The 14,807-nt window shown below is 62.1% G+C and carries 15 protein-coding genes; 3 read left to right on the forward strand and 12 right to left on the reverse strand.

Annotated features, from left to right (window positions below; genetic code table 11):
• The 12 genes from VCK47_RS02360 to VCK47_RS02415 all read right to left on the reverse strand — a co-directional run bounded on the left by VCK47_RS02360 (position 1) and on the right by VCK47_RS02415 (position 12,555).
• Positions 1-717 (reverse strand): alanyl-tRNA editing protein, encoded by a 717-nt coding sequence (locus tag VCK47_RS02360; protein ID WP_322889122.1) that lies wholly within the window; start codon positions 715-717, stop codon positions 1-3.
• A complete protein-coding gene (locus tag VCK47_RS02365) occupies positions 714-3,029 on the reverse strand; it encodes a DUF3772 domain-containing protein (RefSeq protein WP_322889123.1) in 2,316 nt (771 codons plus the stop codon). Before VCK47_RS02365 ends, VCK47_RS02360 begins: the two co-directional genes overlap by 4 nt.
• Positions 3,026-4,060 (reverse strand): cysteine synthase A, encoded by a 1,035-nt coding sequence (locus VCK47_RS02370; RefSeq protein ID WP_416236637.1) that lies wholly within the window; start codon positions 4,058-4,060, stop codon positions 3,026-3,028. Before VCK47_RS02370 ends, VCK47_RS02365 begins: the two co-directional genes overlap by 4 nt.
• Positions 4,061-4,109: 49 nt before the next feature.
• A complete protein-coding gene (locus VCK47_RS02375) occupies positions 4,110-5,228 on the reverse strand; it encodes a gamma-glutamylcyclotransferase (RefSeq protein ID WP_322889124.1) in 1,119 nt (372 codons plus the stop codon).
• On the reverse strand, positions 5,229-5,693 hold the full coding sequence (locus VCK47_RS02380; protein WP_322889125.1) for a TrgA family protein: 465 nt from the start codon (positions 5,691-5,693) through the stop codon (positions 5,229-5,231).
• Positions 5,694-5,721: 28 nt separating this feature from the next.
• Positions 5,722-6,930 carry a cyclopropane-fatty-acyl-phospholipid synthase family protein gene (locus tag VCK47_RS02385; RefSeq protein WP_322889126.1) on the reverse strand — a complete coding sequence of 403 codons (1,209 nt, stop codon included), beginning with the start codon at positions 6,928-6,930 and terminating at the stop codon, positions 5,722-5,724.
• A gap of 102 nt (positions 6,931-7,032) precedes the next feature.
• Entirely contained in the window at positions 7,033-8,448 is a 1,416-nt protein-coding gene (locus VCK47_RS02390) for a deoxyribodipyrimidine photo-lyase (protein WP_322889127.1), read from the reverse strand.
• On the reverse strand, positions 8,445-9,659 hold the full coding sequence (locus tag VCK47_RS02395; protein WP_322889128.1) for an aminotransferase class V-fold PLP-dependent enzyme: 1,215 nt from the start codon (positions 9,657-9,659) through the stop codon (positions 8,445-8,447). The genes VCK47_RS02390 and VCK47_RS02395 overlap by 4 nt, the downstream gene beginning before the upstream one ends.
• Positions 9,652-10,635 (reverse strand): acryloyl-CoA reductase, encoded by a 984-nt coding sequence (gene acuI / locus VCK47_RS02400; protein ID WP_322889129.1) that lies wholly within the window; start codon positions 10,633-10,635, stop codon positions 9,652-9,654. Before acuI ends, VCK47_RS02395 begins: the two co-directional genes overlap by 8 nt.
• A gap of 24 nt (positions 10,636-10,659) precedes the next feature.
• Positions 10,660-11,169, reverse strand: a complete 510-nt coding sequence (locus VCK47_RS02405) for a DinB family protein (RefSeq protein WP_322890009.1) — start codon at positions 11,167-11,169, stop codon at positions 10,660-10,662.
• Positions 11,166-11,807, reverse strand: a complete 642-nt coding sequence (locus VCK47_RS02410) for a DUF1326 domain-containing protein (RefSeq protein WP_322889130.1) — start codon at positions 11,805-11,807, stop codon at positions 11,166-11,168. Before VCK47_RS02410 ends, VCK47_RS02405 begins: the two co-directional genes overlap by 4 nt.
• A 13-nt stretch (positions 11,808-11,820) precedes the next feature.
• Complete coding sequence (locus VCK47_RS02415; protein ID WP_322890010.1) at positions 11,821-12,555, reverse strand: DUF2182 domain-containing protein; 735 nt, start codon at positions 12,553-12,555, stop codon at positions 11,821-11,823.
• A gap of 148 nt (positions 12,556-12,703) precedes the next feature.
• Between VCK47_RS02415 and VCK47_RS02420 the strand changes: the two genes are divergently transcribed.
• The 3 genes from VCK47_RS02420 to VCK47_RS02430 all read left to right on the forward strand — a co-directional run bounded on the left by VCK47_RS02420 (position 12,704) and on the right by VCK47_RS02430 (position 14,763).
• Complete coding sequence (locus VCK47_RS02420) at positions 12,704-13,744, forward strand: ABC transporter substrate-binding protein (RefSeq protein WP_322889131.1); 1,041 nt, start codon at positions 12,704-12,706, stop codon at positions 13,742-13,744.
• 117 nt (positions 13,745-13,861) lie between these two features.
• On the forward strand, positions 13,862-14,257 hold the full coding sequence (locus VCK47_RS02425; protein ID WP_322889132.1) for a hypothetical protein: 396 nt from the start codon (positions 13,862-13,864) through the stop codon (positions 14,255-14,257).
• Between the two features lie 47 nt (positions 14,258-14,304).
• Positions 14,305-14,763, forward strand: coding sequence for a copper chaperone PCu(A)C (locus VCK47_RS02430; protein ID WP_322889133.1), 459 nt, complete (start codon positions 14,305-14,307; stop codon positions 14,761-14,763).
• Positions 14,764-14,807: the final 44 nt, after the last annotated feature.

The following is a 14,807-nucleotide window of genomic DNA, read 5'->3' on the forward strand; positions in this document are numbered from 1 at the left end:
CTAGTCCAGATGCAGATAGACGCGCCGGTTCTGGCGGCCCTTCTTTTCGATCTTGCCGATTCGCACCGGCCCGATTTCCGAAGTATTGCGCACATGGGTGCCACCGCAAGGTTGCAGATCGGCGGTTTCTGCGCCGATCCCGATCCGCACCAGCCTGATCCGGCCTGACCCGCGCGGGGGCTGCACCGACATCGTTTTCACCAGATCGGGCTGCGCATCAAGGTCTGCGTCGGTGATCCATTCTTCGGTCACGGCCATGTTGCAGGCAATCAGTCGGTTCAGGGCCTCCTCCAGCGCCTCCTTGTCTTCGGGGGCCTCGGGCATGTCGAAATCAAGCCGGCCCTTGTCGGTCGCGATGGCACCGCCGGACACCGGCAGCGGAATGACGACAGATAACAAATGCAACGCCGTATGCACCCGCATATGCCGATAGCGCCGGTCCCAGTTGAGCTTTTGCAACACGATCTGCCCCACGGCGGGCAAAGGCACAGGTTCGGCAGGCAACAGGATGATACTGCCCCCCTCGCCCTTTACAGTGGTTGCGATGTCAAGCGCAGCCCCCGGCCAGGATAGCGTGCCGCTGTCACCCGGTTGGCCGCCCGAGGTCGGGTAGAACAGCGAAGCATCCAGCACGATCCCCCCTTCGGAGGTGATGTCGAGCACGCGGGCCTCGGCCTCGCGCGCATAGGCATCGTCACGAAACAGCGGTTTTGTCATGCAGGATCGCCTTTCAGGGTTTCGGGATTGCGCAGCCACAAGTCCTGCTGCGGGAAGGGGATCTCGATCCCTTCGGCGGCAAATCTGCGGGCGATTTCATGGTTCATCTCGGATCTGGTGCTGAGCACGAAATTCACGTCGCGCAGGATCGCGCGTATCTCGAAATCCAGCGAACTTGCGCCGAAACCGATGAACAGCACCGACGGCGGCGGCGTGATGATGACCATCGGATGCGCCTCGGCTATTTCACGCAGGATTTGCGCGACTTTGGCCGTATCGGTGCCATAAGCCACGCCCACAGGCACGATCACGCGGCCCACCAGATTGCCACGCGTCCAGTTGGTGACCTGCCCGCTGACGAGATCGGCGTTGGGCACGATGACATCGGTGCGGTCAAAGGTCTCGATCCGGGTGGAGCGCACCGAGATCGACCGGACATAGCCCATCTGGCCGCCAACCTCGATCCAGTCGCCTTCGCTGATCGGGCGTTCGATCAGCAGGATGATGCCTGACACAAAGTTCGACACGATGTTCTGCAAGCCAAAGCCGATACCGACCGACAGCGCACCGGCAACAATGGCAAGGCTGGACAGGTCAATCCCCGCTAGCGTGATGGCCACCAAAGCCGCAAGCAGGATTCCGACATAACCGAACCCGACGGCAATGGCGTTCTGTCCGCCCGGATCAAGCCGTGTGCGCGGCAGAACAGTGCGGCGCAGCGTGGCCTGCACGAACCGTGTCAGCACATAGCCCAGCGAAAAGATGATCGCGAACATCAGAAAATCGGTCGGCGATATCCGCGTCTCGCCGATGGCAAAGCCCTCGCGGAACCTGCTCCATATCTCGAAAATATCGTCCGTGCGCGCGCCCCAGATCACCGCGAGGACCGGCAGGCTGCCCAGATAGACAGCCAGACTGGCCAGAACAGGCAGCAGAGCAATCAGGCCCTTGGCTTCTTCGGTCGTCTTGTGGCGCATGCTGATGTCATGGACGATCCGCTGCAACACAAGGATCGCACCCAGCAAGGCAAGCGACAGAATGGAGGACGTCAGGATACCCTGCCCCGCCGCAGTATACCCCAGCGCGGCAAGACCCGGACCAGCGACCGCCACGATGGTGCAGAACCGCCCGACATGCATCCGTATCCGGCCTTGCGACACCGATGCCGTATCAGAGGCGATGGGTGGCGTCTTGATCAAGCGGCCAATCTGCCAGAACAGCACACCGGCCACAACGATGACCGGCAAGGCCATCGTCGCCGCGACACCCCGTGCCAGATCGATGGACCCCGCCGCCGCCTCGAACAGCGTACCGAAGGCCAGAACCCAGGCCAAGGCCAGCGTCATCCGCCGCGCGCTGGCGCGGGTGTCCTGACCATATCCAAGGTGATCGGGCAACGTGCCGTCGCTGAATACCTGCCGCCCAAGCCACCAGCCCAGCACCACGGTCATCCCAGCAGCAGGAATAGCAGCGATCACCGCCTGACCGCGCAAACCGAAGACGGCGAGCGTTTCCAGCCCGCTCGACAGGGCCACCAGCCCGACGAAAGACACGAGGATCTGCATCAGTGACAGCAAAAACAGCAAGATCGGCAGCAGGAACGTCTCACGGTTCGAGAGTTTCAGACGTAACTGCACCAGCCACCAGCGCGTGTAGCCAACCAGCAGCACGGCAAGCCCGATAAACAGGGCCGCACGCGGCAGGTTCGCCAACAGCCGCCCGTTGCCGGACTGGACTTGCACGCCCGCAAAAGTCTCGGCCCCCAAGGTGCTGAAAACCTGCCATGTCGCACTTGCCGCCGCAGGCCAGAGCGCCGGATCAAGCGGCGACGGACCACGCTGGAACAACTGGGCTGTCTGCTGTTGCAGAATTTTCATATCGAGTTCGCTGATCAGCCCGTTGGCGCGGGCGAACGCCTCTTGCGCCAGCACGCGGGGGGCCAACAAGGCGTCTCGCTGTGCCTGCAGCGCAGCGCGGCGGCTCGCGATCTGCGCCGATTCCTCGCCGCTGTCCGGCACAGCGCCCAATGCTGCCAGCTGCGCGTTCACCGTCGCCAGCCGGTTCGCATTGACATTGGTCTGCGACAGGAAATGGTCGCGCCACCCCGCCAGTTCCGCGCGCAGACGCATGATCGCAAATTGCGAGGATGTGTCGCGCATCACCAGCATTTCGGCGCGTGCGGCCAGCGCGTCCCATACGGCCACGTCTTGATAGGGTCCGCCCGGCAACGGCGCTGCGTCCTGCGCAACCACGGCCGTGGGCCACAGCAACAAGCAGACAAGCAGGCGGAAGACCAGCGAACGGATCGTCATTCGGGCGCGAGCACCGACGGCACATCGGCTTTTTCCTCAAGCCAAGCCGGGACCGGAAGACCCTTTTCGCGCATGAAGGCGGGGTTGTAGATCTTGGATTGATAGCGGCTGCCCACATCGCAGAGAATCGTCACGATCACATGGCCCGGCCCCATGTCACGCGCCATGCGGACAGCCCCCGCCATGTTGATCGCGGTGGACCCGCCCATGCAAAGCCCTTCGTGCTGCATCAGGTCATAGATCAGCGGCAAGGCTTCGGCATCGGATATCTGATAGGCGTAATCGGGTGTGAGCCCTTCGAGGTTGCCCGTGATCCGCCCCTGCCCGATCCCTTCGGAGACAGACCCCCCTTCGGCTTTCAACTCGCCATGTTCGTAGAAATTATAAAGCGCCGATCCTTCGGGGTCCGCCAGCCCGATCTTGACGCCCTTTGGCTGGAGCGCCTGCGCGACACCGGCCAGCGTGCCGCCGGAGCCTACGGCGCAGATGAACCCGTCCACCTTGCCATCTGTTTGCGCCCAGATTTCGGGGGCGGTGGTTTCGACATGCGCCTGCCGGTTGGCGGTATTGTCGAACTGGTTGGCCCAGATCACGCCGTTGGGTTCCGTCTCGCGCAGTGCATCGGCCAGCCGTTCGGAATAGCGGACGTAGTTGTTGGGGTTGCGGTAGGGGGCGGCGGGCACCTCGACCAGCTTGGCGCCCGCGAGGCGCAGCATGTCTTTCTTTTCCTGACTTTGCGTTTCGGGAATGACGATCACTGTCTTGAACCCCATCGAGGACCCCAAGAGTGCCAGCCCGATGCCGGTATTGCCTGCCGTACCTTCCACAATGGTGCCACCGGGGCGCAGGTCGCCCCGCGCGATGGCGTCCTTGATCATGTAAAGGGCGGCGCGATCCTTGACCGACTGGCCGGGGTTCAGAAACTCGGCCTTGCCCAGAATGGTGCAGCCTGTCGCTTCGGACGCAGCGCGCAGCTTGATCAGGGGGGTATTGCCGATCGTATCGGCGAAATCGTTGCGGAACTGCATCATCAGGGCCTTTCATTTCATCCCTGATGTGTAGAACCGCGCCTGTCCGACATCAACCCATGGCGCGCAGGCGGTCGCGGTGTCTTGCCAGCCAGTAAAGCAGATGCAGCAAGGGTCCGGTCGTGACTTCGCCGCTGTCGGCAAGCGCCAAGGCGGCGTCAAAATCCATCGGATGCAGGCGGATATCCTCGGCCTCGGCATCCAGTCCGCCGGTATAGGGCGTGTCCGCCGCGATATCGCAGAGCCCGACATAGGAATAGAAATAATCCGACGTGGCCCCGGGCGACGGGTAATAAGACCCTGCCGGAACAAGGCTGCGGATGCTGATGCCTGCTTCTTCCACGGCCTCGCGGATGGCCGCGTCTTGCGGGTTTTCGCGCGCATCCACGATCCCTGCCACCGGTTCCAGCGTCCAGGGGTTCGCATCACCGCGCACCATCGGGCCCACACGCACCTGTTCGACCAGCACGATACGGTCGCGGACCGGATCATAGGGCAACAGCAAGGCTGCATCGACGCCCACGAACACCTCGCGCCGCAGAACGGGCGAGCGTGTGCCGTCAAACCGCGCGTGGCTGACATCGAAGCCCTGAAACCGGAAAAACGCGCCGGCTGCTGGCGTCACCGGTGTGATGGCGGCATCATCGGGGGCGGGCCTGCGCCGGATCGTGGCCGGAGCCGGTCTTGCGCGATGGCGCGCCCAAGCGCGGGTTTGCGCCATCGGCCACATTTGCCGCAATGTGGCCGCGTCGGGCAATGGATCGTATGACAGCAGCTCTTCGGCGGCAAGGATTGCGGGGGCCAAATGCGTGGCTTCCCATGTCGCAAGTGACCAGTCGCCATCGCCGGGACGCTGCCCGGTCTCCGGCAGATAGGCCTGCGCATGGCGCGCCTGCCCGTCGACCATCACCGTCACATCCTGCAAGACATAGCCAAAGGCCGCTTCATAGGCGTTAAGACGCCGCATCGCGTGTTCGGTCAGGTCCGGCCAGATCAGGCCTGCCACCTGCCCGCCCGCCACAGGCGCGATGAAAGGCACGACGTCACCCTCCAGCGGAAAAACGCGATGATCAGGCAAAACCGCCGCGATCGGCTTGCCCGCTCGCTCGCCCGCCACGGCCGACATAAGGCCCTGCGACATCAGGGTGCCATAAACGAAAAGATCGGTCACTTAAGGGTATTTCTGCGCGAAGTATTCTGCCACCCAAGCGCAAATCACGGCCCCGACCAGAACGCTTGAAATCAGCGTCACGTCGATGAAACGACTGCTTTCGGAGACCATCAATTCAAAGATATCGACGATTGCCTCCATCGGGCCATCATAGCGCCTGCGGAACGCATTGGCCATCATCAGCGAAAAGCCCATGATGAACAAGGTGATGAAAGAAAAGGCAAAACCTGCCGACAGACCGTGCCCTACAGCCTGCACATACCCCTCGCCCGTGCGGCGACCGACGTAGATCCAGCCAAGCAGGATACCTGTGATTACACAGCCTGTGAGGAACGAGCGCGGCGCGCGCCCTTCGTCAAAGAACGGCGTGCCGACCCCCGCAAGATACCAGCCCCAGAGCCCGAACACGACCGCAGCGGCCATGCGCCCGGCGGTGGGCATTGAAAGACGATTGGATGTCGCCATGTCAAATCCTTGTCCCTGCGTGGCCCGGTCAGGACGCGCGGGTCACCGTAATCTGTGTTACGTCGCAGTTTCCGCTATGAAAAGTCCCCGCGCAAGAGGTCAGATAAAAGTTCCACATCCGCCGGAACCTGTCATCGAACCCCAAAGCCGCCACCTGATCCCAGCGGTCATTGAACGTGTCATGCCAACGGCGCAGGGTCTGGCTGTAGCTTTCGCCGAACTCGATTGATTGAGCGACTTTTAATCCAGCCTTTTCAATCTCTTGGCGCAGAACGACGGGGCTAGGCAACATGCCGCCCGGAAAGATGTATTTCTGGATGAAATCGACGCCGCGCTTGTAGACATGCCAGCGGCGGTGCTCGACCGTGATGATCTGCAGCGTGGCATTCTTGCCGGGCTTGAGCCGTTCGCGCAGGGTTTGGAAATAGACGGGCCAGTATTTCTCGCCCACGGCCTCGAACATCTCGATGCTGGCGATGCCGTCGTAGATGCCTTTTTCGTCGCGATAGTCTTGCAGCTTGATCGTGACCTTGTCGGACAGACCCGCCTTTTGCATCCGCGCCACGGCGTAATCGTGCTGGGCCTTGCTGATTGTCAGGCCGGTCACCTGCAACCCGCGTTCGGCGGCGGCATATTCAGCGAAACCGCCCCAGCCGCAGCCGATTTCCAGCACATGATCGCCGGGCGCGACACCCATCTGGTCGACCATGCTTTTGTATTTCTCGATCTGGCCCGCTTCCATGCTTTCCTGACCGGTGACGAATTTGGCCGAAGAATAGGTCATCGTGTCGTCCAGCCAAAGACCATAGAATTCATTGCCCAGATCGTAATGATAGCTGATGTTCTTGCGCGCCTGCTTTTTGGAATTGTTCTGCAACCAGAACCGCATACGTTCATAGAATCGCACCAGAAACTGCCCCGGAAAGCCGTCGTAGATATGTTCCATATCGTCATGCATCAGGTCCATGAAGGCCATGAGGTCGGGTGTGGACCACCAGCCATCCATATAGGATTCGCAAAAGCCCAGATCGCCTTCACGCACGGTGCGGGCGAAAACATCCGGATTGTGAACATGCACCTCGGCGACATAGCCGGGTTCGGCCCCTTCGGCGCGGAAATGGCGGCCATCGGGCAGGATGATATCGATACGGCCGCGTTTCATCGTCTTGAGAGCGTCAAAGACATTGCTGAAATACCGCGGCAGTCCGGTCTGCCCATTCGTGGTCGTCAGGATCATTGATGTTCCGTTCGTCTGTGTTGATGCATCTGCAATAGGCAGTTAATTAACCTTTGCGCCAGCGAAGTCACGGCAATCCTTGCTAAAAAGTTTCGCGACGCGTCAGAATCCGCGGTTGCCGTAAGCGTCAAGTGCGCGCGTCCGCCCTTCTTCGGGGGTGACGACCGGATCGGGATAGGCGGCATCGGGGCGCAGATTCCAGCTTTGCGGGATCATCGCGAAATAGGCCAGCGCGTCGTCAGTTGGGTTGCGCTGCCCTTCCGCGATCCAGCGTTTGACATAGGCGCGGTCCTTGTCGAATTTGTCGAGCTGCGTCACGGGGTTGAACACGCGGAAATAGGGCGTAGCATCAGGCCCCGACCCTGCCGACCATTGCCAGCCCATCGCATTGCTGGCGGGGTCCCAGTCGATCAGGTGGTCGGCGAACCAGTCCAGCCCGATTTTCCAATGCGTCATCAGGTGCTTGGTCAGATAGGATGCGACGATCATACGCCCGCGGTTGTGCATGGTCCCCGTCACATACATCTCGCGCATGGCGGCATCGACAAAGGGGATGCCGGTGCGGCCTTGTTGCCACGCCGCAACCTCTGGCGTGACGTCGGTGTTCCAAGGGAAGGCGTCCCAATCCTCTTTCCAGTTGCCCGTCAGGATGCGCGGCGTGTGATGCGCCAGATGATAGGCGAATTCGCGCCAGACCAGTTCTTTCAGGAACACCTCGGCATCACCTTTGCCGTCCTGCAAGGCGCGTTTGCCCGCATGCCAGCAGAGGCGCGGGCTGATCTCGCCGAAGGTCAGGTTTTCGGACAGGTTCGACGTGCCTTTGATCCCCGGCAGGTCGCGGCCTTTGACGTAATCGGCTACGCGGTCGGCGATGAAAGCGTCGAGCCTGTCGCGTGCCGCCTCCTCGCCCACGGTGCAATGGCTGGCCAGAATGTCAGCGGCGCAGTGCATCGGTTTGCGCAACTGCCAGTCGGCCAGATCGTCCCTGGCAGGCCATTTCTCTGGCGCGGTGAACTTGGCAGGGCGCGGCAAAGGTTCAGCCACGTCATTGCCGCGTACGGCGTTCCACATCGGGGTGTAGACCTTGTAGAACCCGCCCGTTTTGGTTGCGACCGTCCAAGGCTCAAACAGCAGATGGCCTGCAAAACTGCGCGCTTCGATCCCGTCCTCTTTCAGCGCGGATTTCACGCCCGCGTCACGGTCATTCGCCGCCGCATGGTAGAGCCGCGACCAATAGACCGCCCCTGCCCCCGTTTCCCGGATCAGATCGCGCAGCACGTCAAGCGCCGGACCCTCGCGCAGGATGAGCCTGCTGCCCTGCGCCGCCAGCGCCTTGCCGAACTGCGCCAGGGCGAGATCGAGCCGCAGTTTCTGCGCACCGCCCAAGGCTGCCACCTGATCATCGTGGATATATACGGGGATCACCGGCCGCCCGCTGTCGCAGGCGGCAGTCAGGGCGGGATGGTCGGCAAGGCGCAGGTCGCGGCGGAACCAGACGATAACGGGTGTTTGTGTCATAGCACCTGATCTAGCGCCGCCATCAACTGGTCAACCTCTGCGGGGCTCGTATAGTGGGTGAAACTGACCCGCAGCACGCCTTTGTCCAGATCGACGCCCATGGCCTGCAAAGGGCGTTGGGCGTAGAAATCGCCGCCCTCGGCCATGATCCCGAAGGGCACCAGCCGTGCGGCGACCTCTGCGGCGCTCCCTTGCAAGGCCATCGCCACGGTCGGCGCGCGGGTTACAGGGTCGGACGGGCCGATCAGACGGACCGAATTTTTCGCGCTGACATAATCCAGCAGCGGCGTCAGCAGCGCCACTTCCTGCGCGCGCATCAGGTCATGCGACAGCCTCGCGGCATCCGCGCCAGTCCCGCCGCCGTGGTGCAACGACATAGCGTCGAAGTAATCGGCCATACCCGCACTTGCCGCGATCTGCGCATGGTCGGGGCCTGCGGGGGTGAAGCGTTTGTAAAGCGTATCGCCGTTGAAATGGTGCCCTTGATTGGGCAGTTCGAACCCGAAATCCTCGCGGATCACCATGATACCTTGATGCGGACCGTAGGTCTTATAGGCGCTGAACAGATAGACATCGCACCCCAGCGCGCCCACATCGGCAAAGCCATGCGGCGCATAGCTGACACCATCGACACAGACCCGCGCGCCTGCGGATTTGGCGATCCGCGTGATGGCGGCCACATCGTTAATGGCCCCTATCACATTGGAACAATGCGGAAAACAGACCAAGGCTGTATCATCACCCAAAAGCTGCGCCAGATCATCGGGGTTCAGCACTCCGGTGTCAGGGTCAAGCTGCCATTCGACCACACGCACGCCATCCTCGGCCAGCCTGCGCCACGGGCCGGAATTTGCCTCGTGGTCCTGATCGGTGACGATGATCTTCTGGCCGGGCTTGATCCAGCGCCGCACGGCCTGCGCCAGCACATAGGTGTTCTGGGTTGTTGACGGACCAAAGGACAATTCGTTCCGCGCCACACCCAGCATGGCGGCCAGCCGCGTGCGGGCCTCGTCCATTTCCTCACCGCCAAGGCGCGATGCCTCATAAGCGGAATAGGGCTGCACCTTGCGCTGCGTGTAAAATCGATGCAGGCGGTCAATCACCTGCTGGCAGGCATAAGACCCGCCCGCATTGCCGAAAAACGCCTGTCCTTGCAGGGAAGGTTCCAAAAACGCGGGAAATTGCGCCCGCACCCATTCAAGATCAAGCATTCACATCCACCACAACACGCCCCTTCACTTTGCCCGCCAGAATGTCCGCGCCCAGTTGCGGCAGATCAGACAACGTCGCAGGCTGGATCATCGCGTCGAGCTTGTCCATCGGCAGGTCCTTCGCGATCCGCGCCCAGGCCCGCACACGGTTGTCGTAAGGCTGCATCACGGAATCGATTCCCAGCAGGTTCACCCCGCGCAGCAGGAACGGAATCACCGTCGCAGGCAGGTTTGCGCCCCCGGCCAGCCCCACGGCGGCGACCGATGCGCCATATTCCATCTGCCCCAGCACACGCGCGAGCATCGCACCGCCCACAGCATCGACGCAGCCGCCCCATGTTTCGCCTTCCAGCGGGCGCTTGACGGTCTCGGCCAGGTCCTCGCGCACGACGATCCGGGTGGCGCCCAAGGATGTCAGGTAATCCGCCGTCTCTGGCCGTCCGGTGACCGCCGCGACCTTATAGCCCAGATGCGCGAGGATCGCCGTGGCGACCGAGCCGACCCCGCCCGCAGCCCCCGTCACCAGCACGGGACCGGCCTTGATGCCGTGATCTTCCAACGCCATGACAGCCAACATCGCCGTGAAACCCGCTGTGCCCACGGCCATCGCCTGCCGCGTTGTCAATCCATCCGGCAAAGGCACCAGCCAGTCGGCTTTGACACGAGCCTTTTGGGAATAGCCGCCCCAATGCGCCTCGCCCACGCGCCAGCCGGTCAGCACGACCTTGTCGCCCGGCTGATAGCGCGGGTCATCCGACGCCTCGACCGTGCCTGCAAAATCAATACCGGGGATATGCGGATAGTTGCGCACCAGCCCGCCCCCCGGCCCGATGCAGAGCCCGTCCTTGTAGTTCACGGTGGAATATTCGACGGCGACCGTCACCTCGGCGGCAGGGAGCCGCTCGAGCGTGATCTCCTGCACGGCGGCGTGGGTATGGCCAGCCTCGTCCTTGTCCACGATCAGGGCTTTGAACATTGGTCTTCTCCTTTGTAAGTCGGGTCAGAACGTATCGGGCATGAAGGGGATATCGGTATCCTGCGGCTTCAGCCCCATCTGGGTCAGCATCGCATGGACCTGTCCCCGATGATGGGTCTGGTGGTTGAACAGTTGCATCACGCAGATCGCGCGCGGTTTGGTGATCTGGCGCTGCATCACGCCGGAATACCATGTGAGGTCGCCGACAAGGTCGATCGCGCGGACATCCTTGGCCCAGAGGCTGATGCGCCCATCCATGCGGAACCTGTCGGCGGACCATGCAGCGGCGGTGGGTGTCATCGTCAGGTGGTCCTTGGGCGAAACGTCGGTGCCGGGACCACCGTCGAGCCTGCTGATCCATACGATATCGGCCCAGAGCAGATGGTTCAGCGTCCCGAGGATCGACCCGAAGAACGCGCCGCGATCCTTGGTCAGTTCCGCCGTGGGGACATTTTTGAGCAGATCGCGCAGGCCCGCGTTCTGCCATGCGTTATAGCGCGCCATGATCTGGCAATATTCGGGCGAGACGATCATTGCGGACCGTGCCAATCGATCTGGCAGATCTCTGCGCTGCGCCCGTCGAAATCCCACACGCGGCCAAAAGCGCGCACGCGGCCTTTGTTGGCGGTGGCGACGGTAATGTCGGGGCCCATCCAGTAGCCGGTATTGCTGACCACGATATCGGTGTCGGGGTCTTTGCCCACCACGGGGACCACCTCGCCCTGAATAGCCTTGCCGACCATCAGGCGGCGGGCCTTGCCTTCGGTTTCAAAGACGACAGGCGCGCGTTCGGCGCCCAGAAATTCGCTCACCAGCACCTTAAACAGGCCCGTCGTGCCGCGCGCCTTGCCGGTGAAGATATTGAGCAGCCCGTCATAGGCGGCCTCGGACGCGCGGTCGTCGATATAGGCGGCGGCTTTCCAGTTGCCGCGCGCCATCAGGCCGGGGATTTCCAGCACCAGCCCGACATTCAGCCCGCCAAGGTCCTCGTCACCATAATGCCCGCTGTCGATGCGGATGCCCGCCCATGCCTGACAATATCCTTCGGTCGGCGCGTGCTTGCCCAAGGAGACAACGCAAGGGCAGAACACCGTGCAATTGCAGTTGAGGATCAATTCTCCCCTGATCGCCCAGGGCACGGTGCCAACGACTGCATTCTGATCCAAAGCCATGATGTCTCCCATTTTAAACCAAGCGCAGCACGACGGCGAAGGCCCCCGCGATCAGGATGATGCCCAAGGGACGCGTGACATAGCGCCCGACGATGTCCATCTTTTCACCCACCATGATCAGCGTGGCGATCCCCATGAAGGCAAGGTTCATCACCCCGCCCACGAAGGCAAGCAGCATCAGCGCCCAACAGCAGCCAAGGCAGACCGCGCCAAGGCGCAGCCCATTGCGGAACGGCCCTTCGTCCCAATGCTGCATGAAAAATGTCAGCGGCTGGCGGCATTTGGCAAGGCAGGCCTCTTTTGCGGGCGAAAACTGGTAAAGCCCCGCGCCCAACAGCAACCCCGCCGTCAACCAGACCGACAGGCTGTCGCCGATCGCGCTGATCAGCCCGTAGCGGTAAAGCGCCAGTTGCAGTGCTGCGGCGGATAGCGAAAACAGGGTCCAGACAGTGGCGTAACCTGCGACCAGCGGTAAAAACGGCACCCCCGTCTGGCGGCCAAGATCGTCATGGGTCGCAAAGGCGGGCAAGGCGGTGGGCAGCATCATCGCCGCCGCCATCAATGCCCACATCAGCACGGCACGCCCGTAGCCCGCCCCGTCAAGCGTGACGGTGCAAAGCGCCTCCCAGAAATCGGCTCCATAGATGCGCGACGCCGCGCGCAAATCGGCAGGCACCGCGAGCAGAAACAACGCCAACCATGCCACCACAATCAGGCCAAACAGCGCCAGCCAATGCGCTGCCCCCATCCCCCTGATCCGATCCGATAACATTTTAGGCATCCTCCGCTTGGGCCGAAGCCTGTCAGACATTTGCAGGCCCGGCAATGCGGAAATCCCCTTGCAGAGGGCCATCCGCGACCCTAGGTTTCATGCGATGTCCATCGGGAGAACCACAATGAAAACAACCACACTTTTGGGTGCCGCCTCTGTCATGGCGCTGGCGACAACCGCATTTGCACAGGATGCTGAATTGCTCGTCTTCGACTATTCCGGCTTCGAGATGCCTGAATACCATCAGGATTACATCGAAAAGCACGGCACGAGCCCGACGTTCAGCTTTTTCGGCGATGAAGACGAGGCCTTCCAGAAGCTGCGCTCGGGTTTCCGTGCGGATGTGTCGCATGTCTGCGCGCCGTCCGTCACGCGCTGGACCGAAAGCGGTATTCTGGAACCATGGGATACGACCCGCATCACCGCCTATGACGATCTGAACGCCAGCCTGACCGGCCAAGAGATCGGCGCAGGCCAGACCTATTTCATCCCGACCGATTTCGGCTCGACCGCGATCGCCTATAACCCCGACCAGGTCCCCGCCGAAGACGTGGCCAGCCTGCAGGTGTTCACCAACCCCGCCTATGCCGGCCGCATGACGCTGCCCGACAACGTCGATGACGCCTTTGCGCTGGCCTATCTGGCGACCGGCGTCACCAACTGGCAAGAGGTGACGGATGAGCAGTTCGAGGCCGCCGCAAACTGGCTGCGCGAGGTGCATCCAAACCTGCGCACCTATTGGACCGATCCGGCCGAACTGGCGCAGCTTTTGTCCTCGGGCGAAATTCTGGTCAGCTGGGCCTGGAACGAAACCTATCCCGCGATGGTCGAGGAAGGCCGTCCTATCGCGTTCCAGCGTGAAGCGGCAGAAGGATCGTCGCTGTGGCTGTGCGGCTATGTGAAACTGGCCGATGGTCAAGGCAACACCGACAAGGCCTATGATTACGTCAACGCCTTCCTGTCGGAATCCTCGGTCGTGCCATTGCTGGAGGCTGGCTATGGCTCTGCCAACGCCGCAGCGCTGAACGCGCTTGTGACCGAAGAGGATCTGGTTGCTTCGGGTCTGGAAGAGATCGACGTGCCGATCCTTGCGCAATTGCCGATGAGCAACGCAGACCGCGAGCGGATGTCCGAAACCTTCGAGATGATCAAAGCCGGATTCTGATCCGACCGATATGCACGATAAGGGCGGTGCCAATGGCGCCGCCCTTTTTCTTTGGCGCCATGCTGCGGCAAAAAAGTGACTGGACCTTCGCGCGAAAGGTCTTACACACCGTAGATTATGCAGCAGGTCCGCATCAGCCCAAAAGCCATTCATCCCCGCCTGATCTGGCGCGTGGTTCTGGCGTCCGTGTTGTCGGTGGCCCTTGTGCTGGTAGGCTTCGGCCATCGCCCCGCACAGGCCGAACCGCAGGCTGTTGCCTATCTGTTGGCGGGTGGCGATTGGGCCGATCTTTGCGCCGATGGGCAGGCACCTCATCCGGCTGCCGATACATGCGCGGCCTGTATCCTTGCCAAGGGCATGGCTCTGTCCGCCCCTCTTGCTGCGCCCCGTGCGCTGGTGGCCGAACAGCGCATGGTCTGGACCGTGCGCGCCGCCGGACGCCATGACCTGACCATCGCTGCGACCTATCCGGCCCGCGCGCCCCCGTTTGATGATCGTCCGACCTATTCTTGAAACGATCATCGGCGCGGCCTGCCCGCGCAAAACGGAAAGACATCAATATGAAAACGACTTCTCTGGCCGCCTTGGCTTTGCTTGCCTTCGCCACAACCGCTGCGGCCGAAAGTGCGATCAGCGTCGCGGACGCCCGCGCGTTTGAAACCGCCCCGACGGCAATGGCTGGCGGCGGTTTCCTGACCATCACAAACACCGGCACCAGCGCCGATACGCTGATCGCCGTGCTGGCCGATTTTCCGCGCGTTGAGCTGCACACCACCGAATTCGAGGGTGACATCGCCCGCATGGTCCATGTCGATACGATCCCCGTGCCTGCGGGCGAAACCGTCACGCTGGAACCGGGCGGGCTTCATGTGATGTTTATGGGCCTGCAGGGCAATCCGCTGATTGCGGGTGAAACCATCGCCGCCACGCTGGTCTTTGAAGAGGCGGGCGAAGTGCCTGTCACCTTCGACATCGTCAAACGCGACATGGCAGGCCACGGCCACAGCCACAACCACTGATCCTGTCACGGCGCTGCCCCGTCAGTGCGCGGGCGGCGCCAACA

Origin of the sequence: Yoonia sp. 72, from assembly GCF_034652275.1 — a bacterium.
Classification (GTDB): Bacteria; Pseudomonadota; Alphaproteobacteria; order Rhodobacterales; family Rhodobacteraceae; genus Yoonia.

What these genes read in the sequence shown, in the direction of transcription:
- VCK47_RS02405 (WP_322890009.1), bottom strand. Translation starts at nt 11,169, where the DNA reads ATGATCGTCTCGCCCGAATATTGCCAGATCATGGCGCGCTATAACGCA.
- VCK47_RS02430 (WP_322889133.1), top strand. Translation starts at nt 14,305, where the DNA reads ATGAAAACGACTTCTCTGGCCGCCTTGGCTTTGCTTGCCTTCGCCACA.
- VCK47_RS02415 (WP_322890010.1), bottom strand. Translation starts at nt 12,555, where the DNA reads ATGGGGGCAGCGCATTGGCTGGCGCTGTTTGGCCTGATTGTGGTGGCA.
- VCK47_RS02380 (WP_322889125.1), bottom strand. Translation starts at nt 5,693, where the DNA reads ATGGCGACATCCAATCGTCTTTCAATGCCCACCGCCGGGCGCATGGCC.
- VCK47_RS02385 (WP_322889126.1), bottom strand. Translation starts at nt 6,930, where the DNA reads ATGATCCTGACGACCACGAATGGGCAGACCGGACTGCCGCGGTATTTC.
- VCK47_RS02390 (WP_322889127.1), bottom strand. Translation starts at nt 8,448, where the DNA reads ATGACACAAACACCCGTTATCGTCTGGTTCCGCCGCGACCTGCGCCTT.
- acuI (WP_322889129.1), bottom strand. Translation starts at nt 10,635, where the DNA reads ATGTTCAAAGCCCTGATCGTGGACAAGGACGAGGCTGGCCATACCCAC.
- VCK47_RS02360 (WP_322889122.1), bottom strand. Translation starts at nt 717, where the DNA reads ATGACAAAACCGCTGTTTCGTGACGATGCCTATGCGCGCGAGGCCGAG.
- VCK47_RS02410 (WP_322889130.1), bottom strand. Translation starts at nt 11,807, where the DNA reads ATGGCTTTGGATCAGAATGCAGTCGTTGGCACCGTGCCCTGGGCGATC.
- VCK47_RS02420 (WP_322889131.1), top strand. Translation starts at nt 12,704, where the DNA reads ATGAAAACAACCACACTTTTGGGTGCCGCCTCTGTCATGGCGCTGGCG.
- VCK47_RS02370 (WP_416236637.1), bottom strand. Translation starts at nt 4,060, where the DNA reads ATGATGCAGTTCCGCAACGATTTCGCCGATACGATCGGCAATACCCCC.
- VCK47_RS02425 (WP_322889132.1), top strand. Translation starts at nt 13,862, where the DNA reads ATGCAGCAGGTCCGCATCAGCCCAAAAGCCATTCATCCCCGCCTGATC.
- VCK47_RS02365 (WP_322889123.1), bottom strand. Translation starts at nt 3,029, where the DNA reads ATGACGATCCGTTCGCTGGTCTTCCGCCTGCTTGTCTGCTTGTTGCTG.
- VCK47_RS02395 (WP_322889128.1), bottom strand. Translation starts at nt 9,659, where the DNA reads ATGCTTGATCTTGAATGGGTGCGGGCGCAATTTCCCGCGTTTTTGGAA.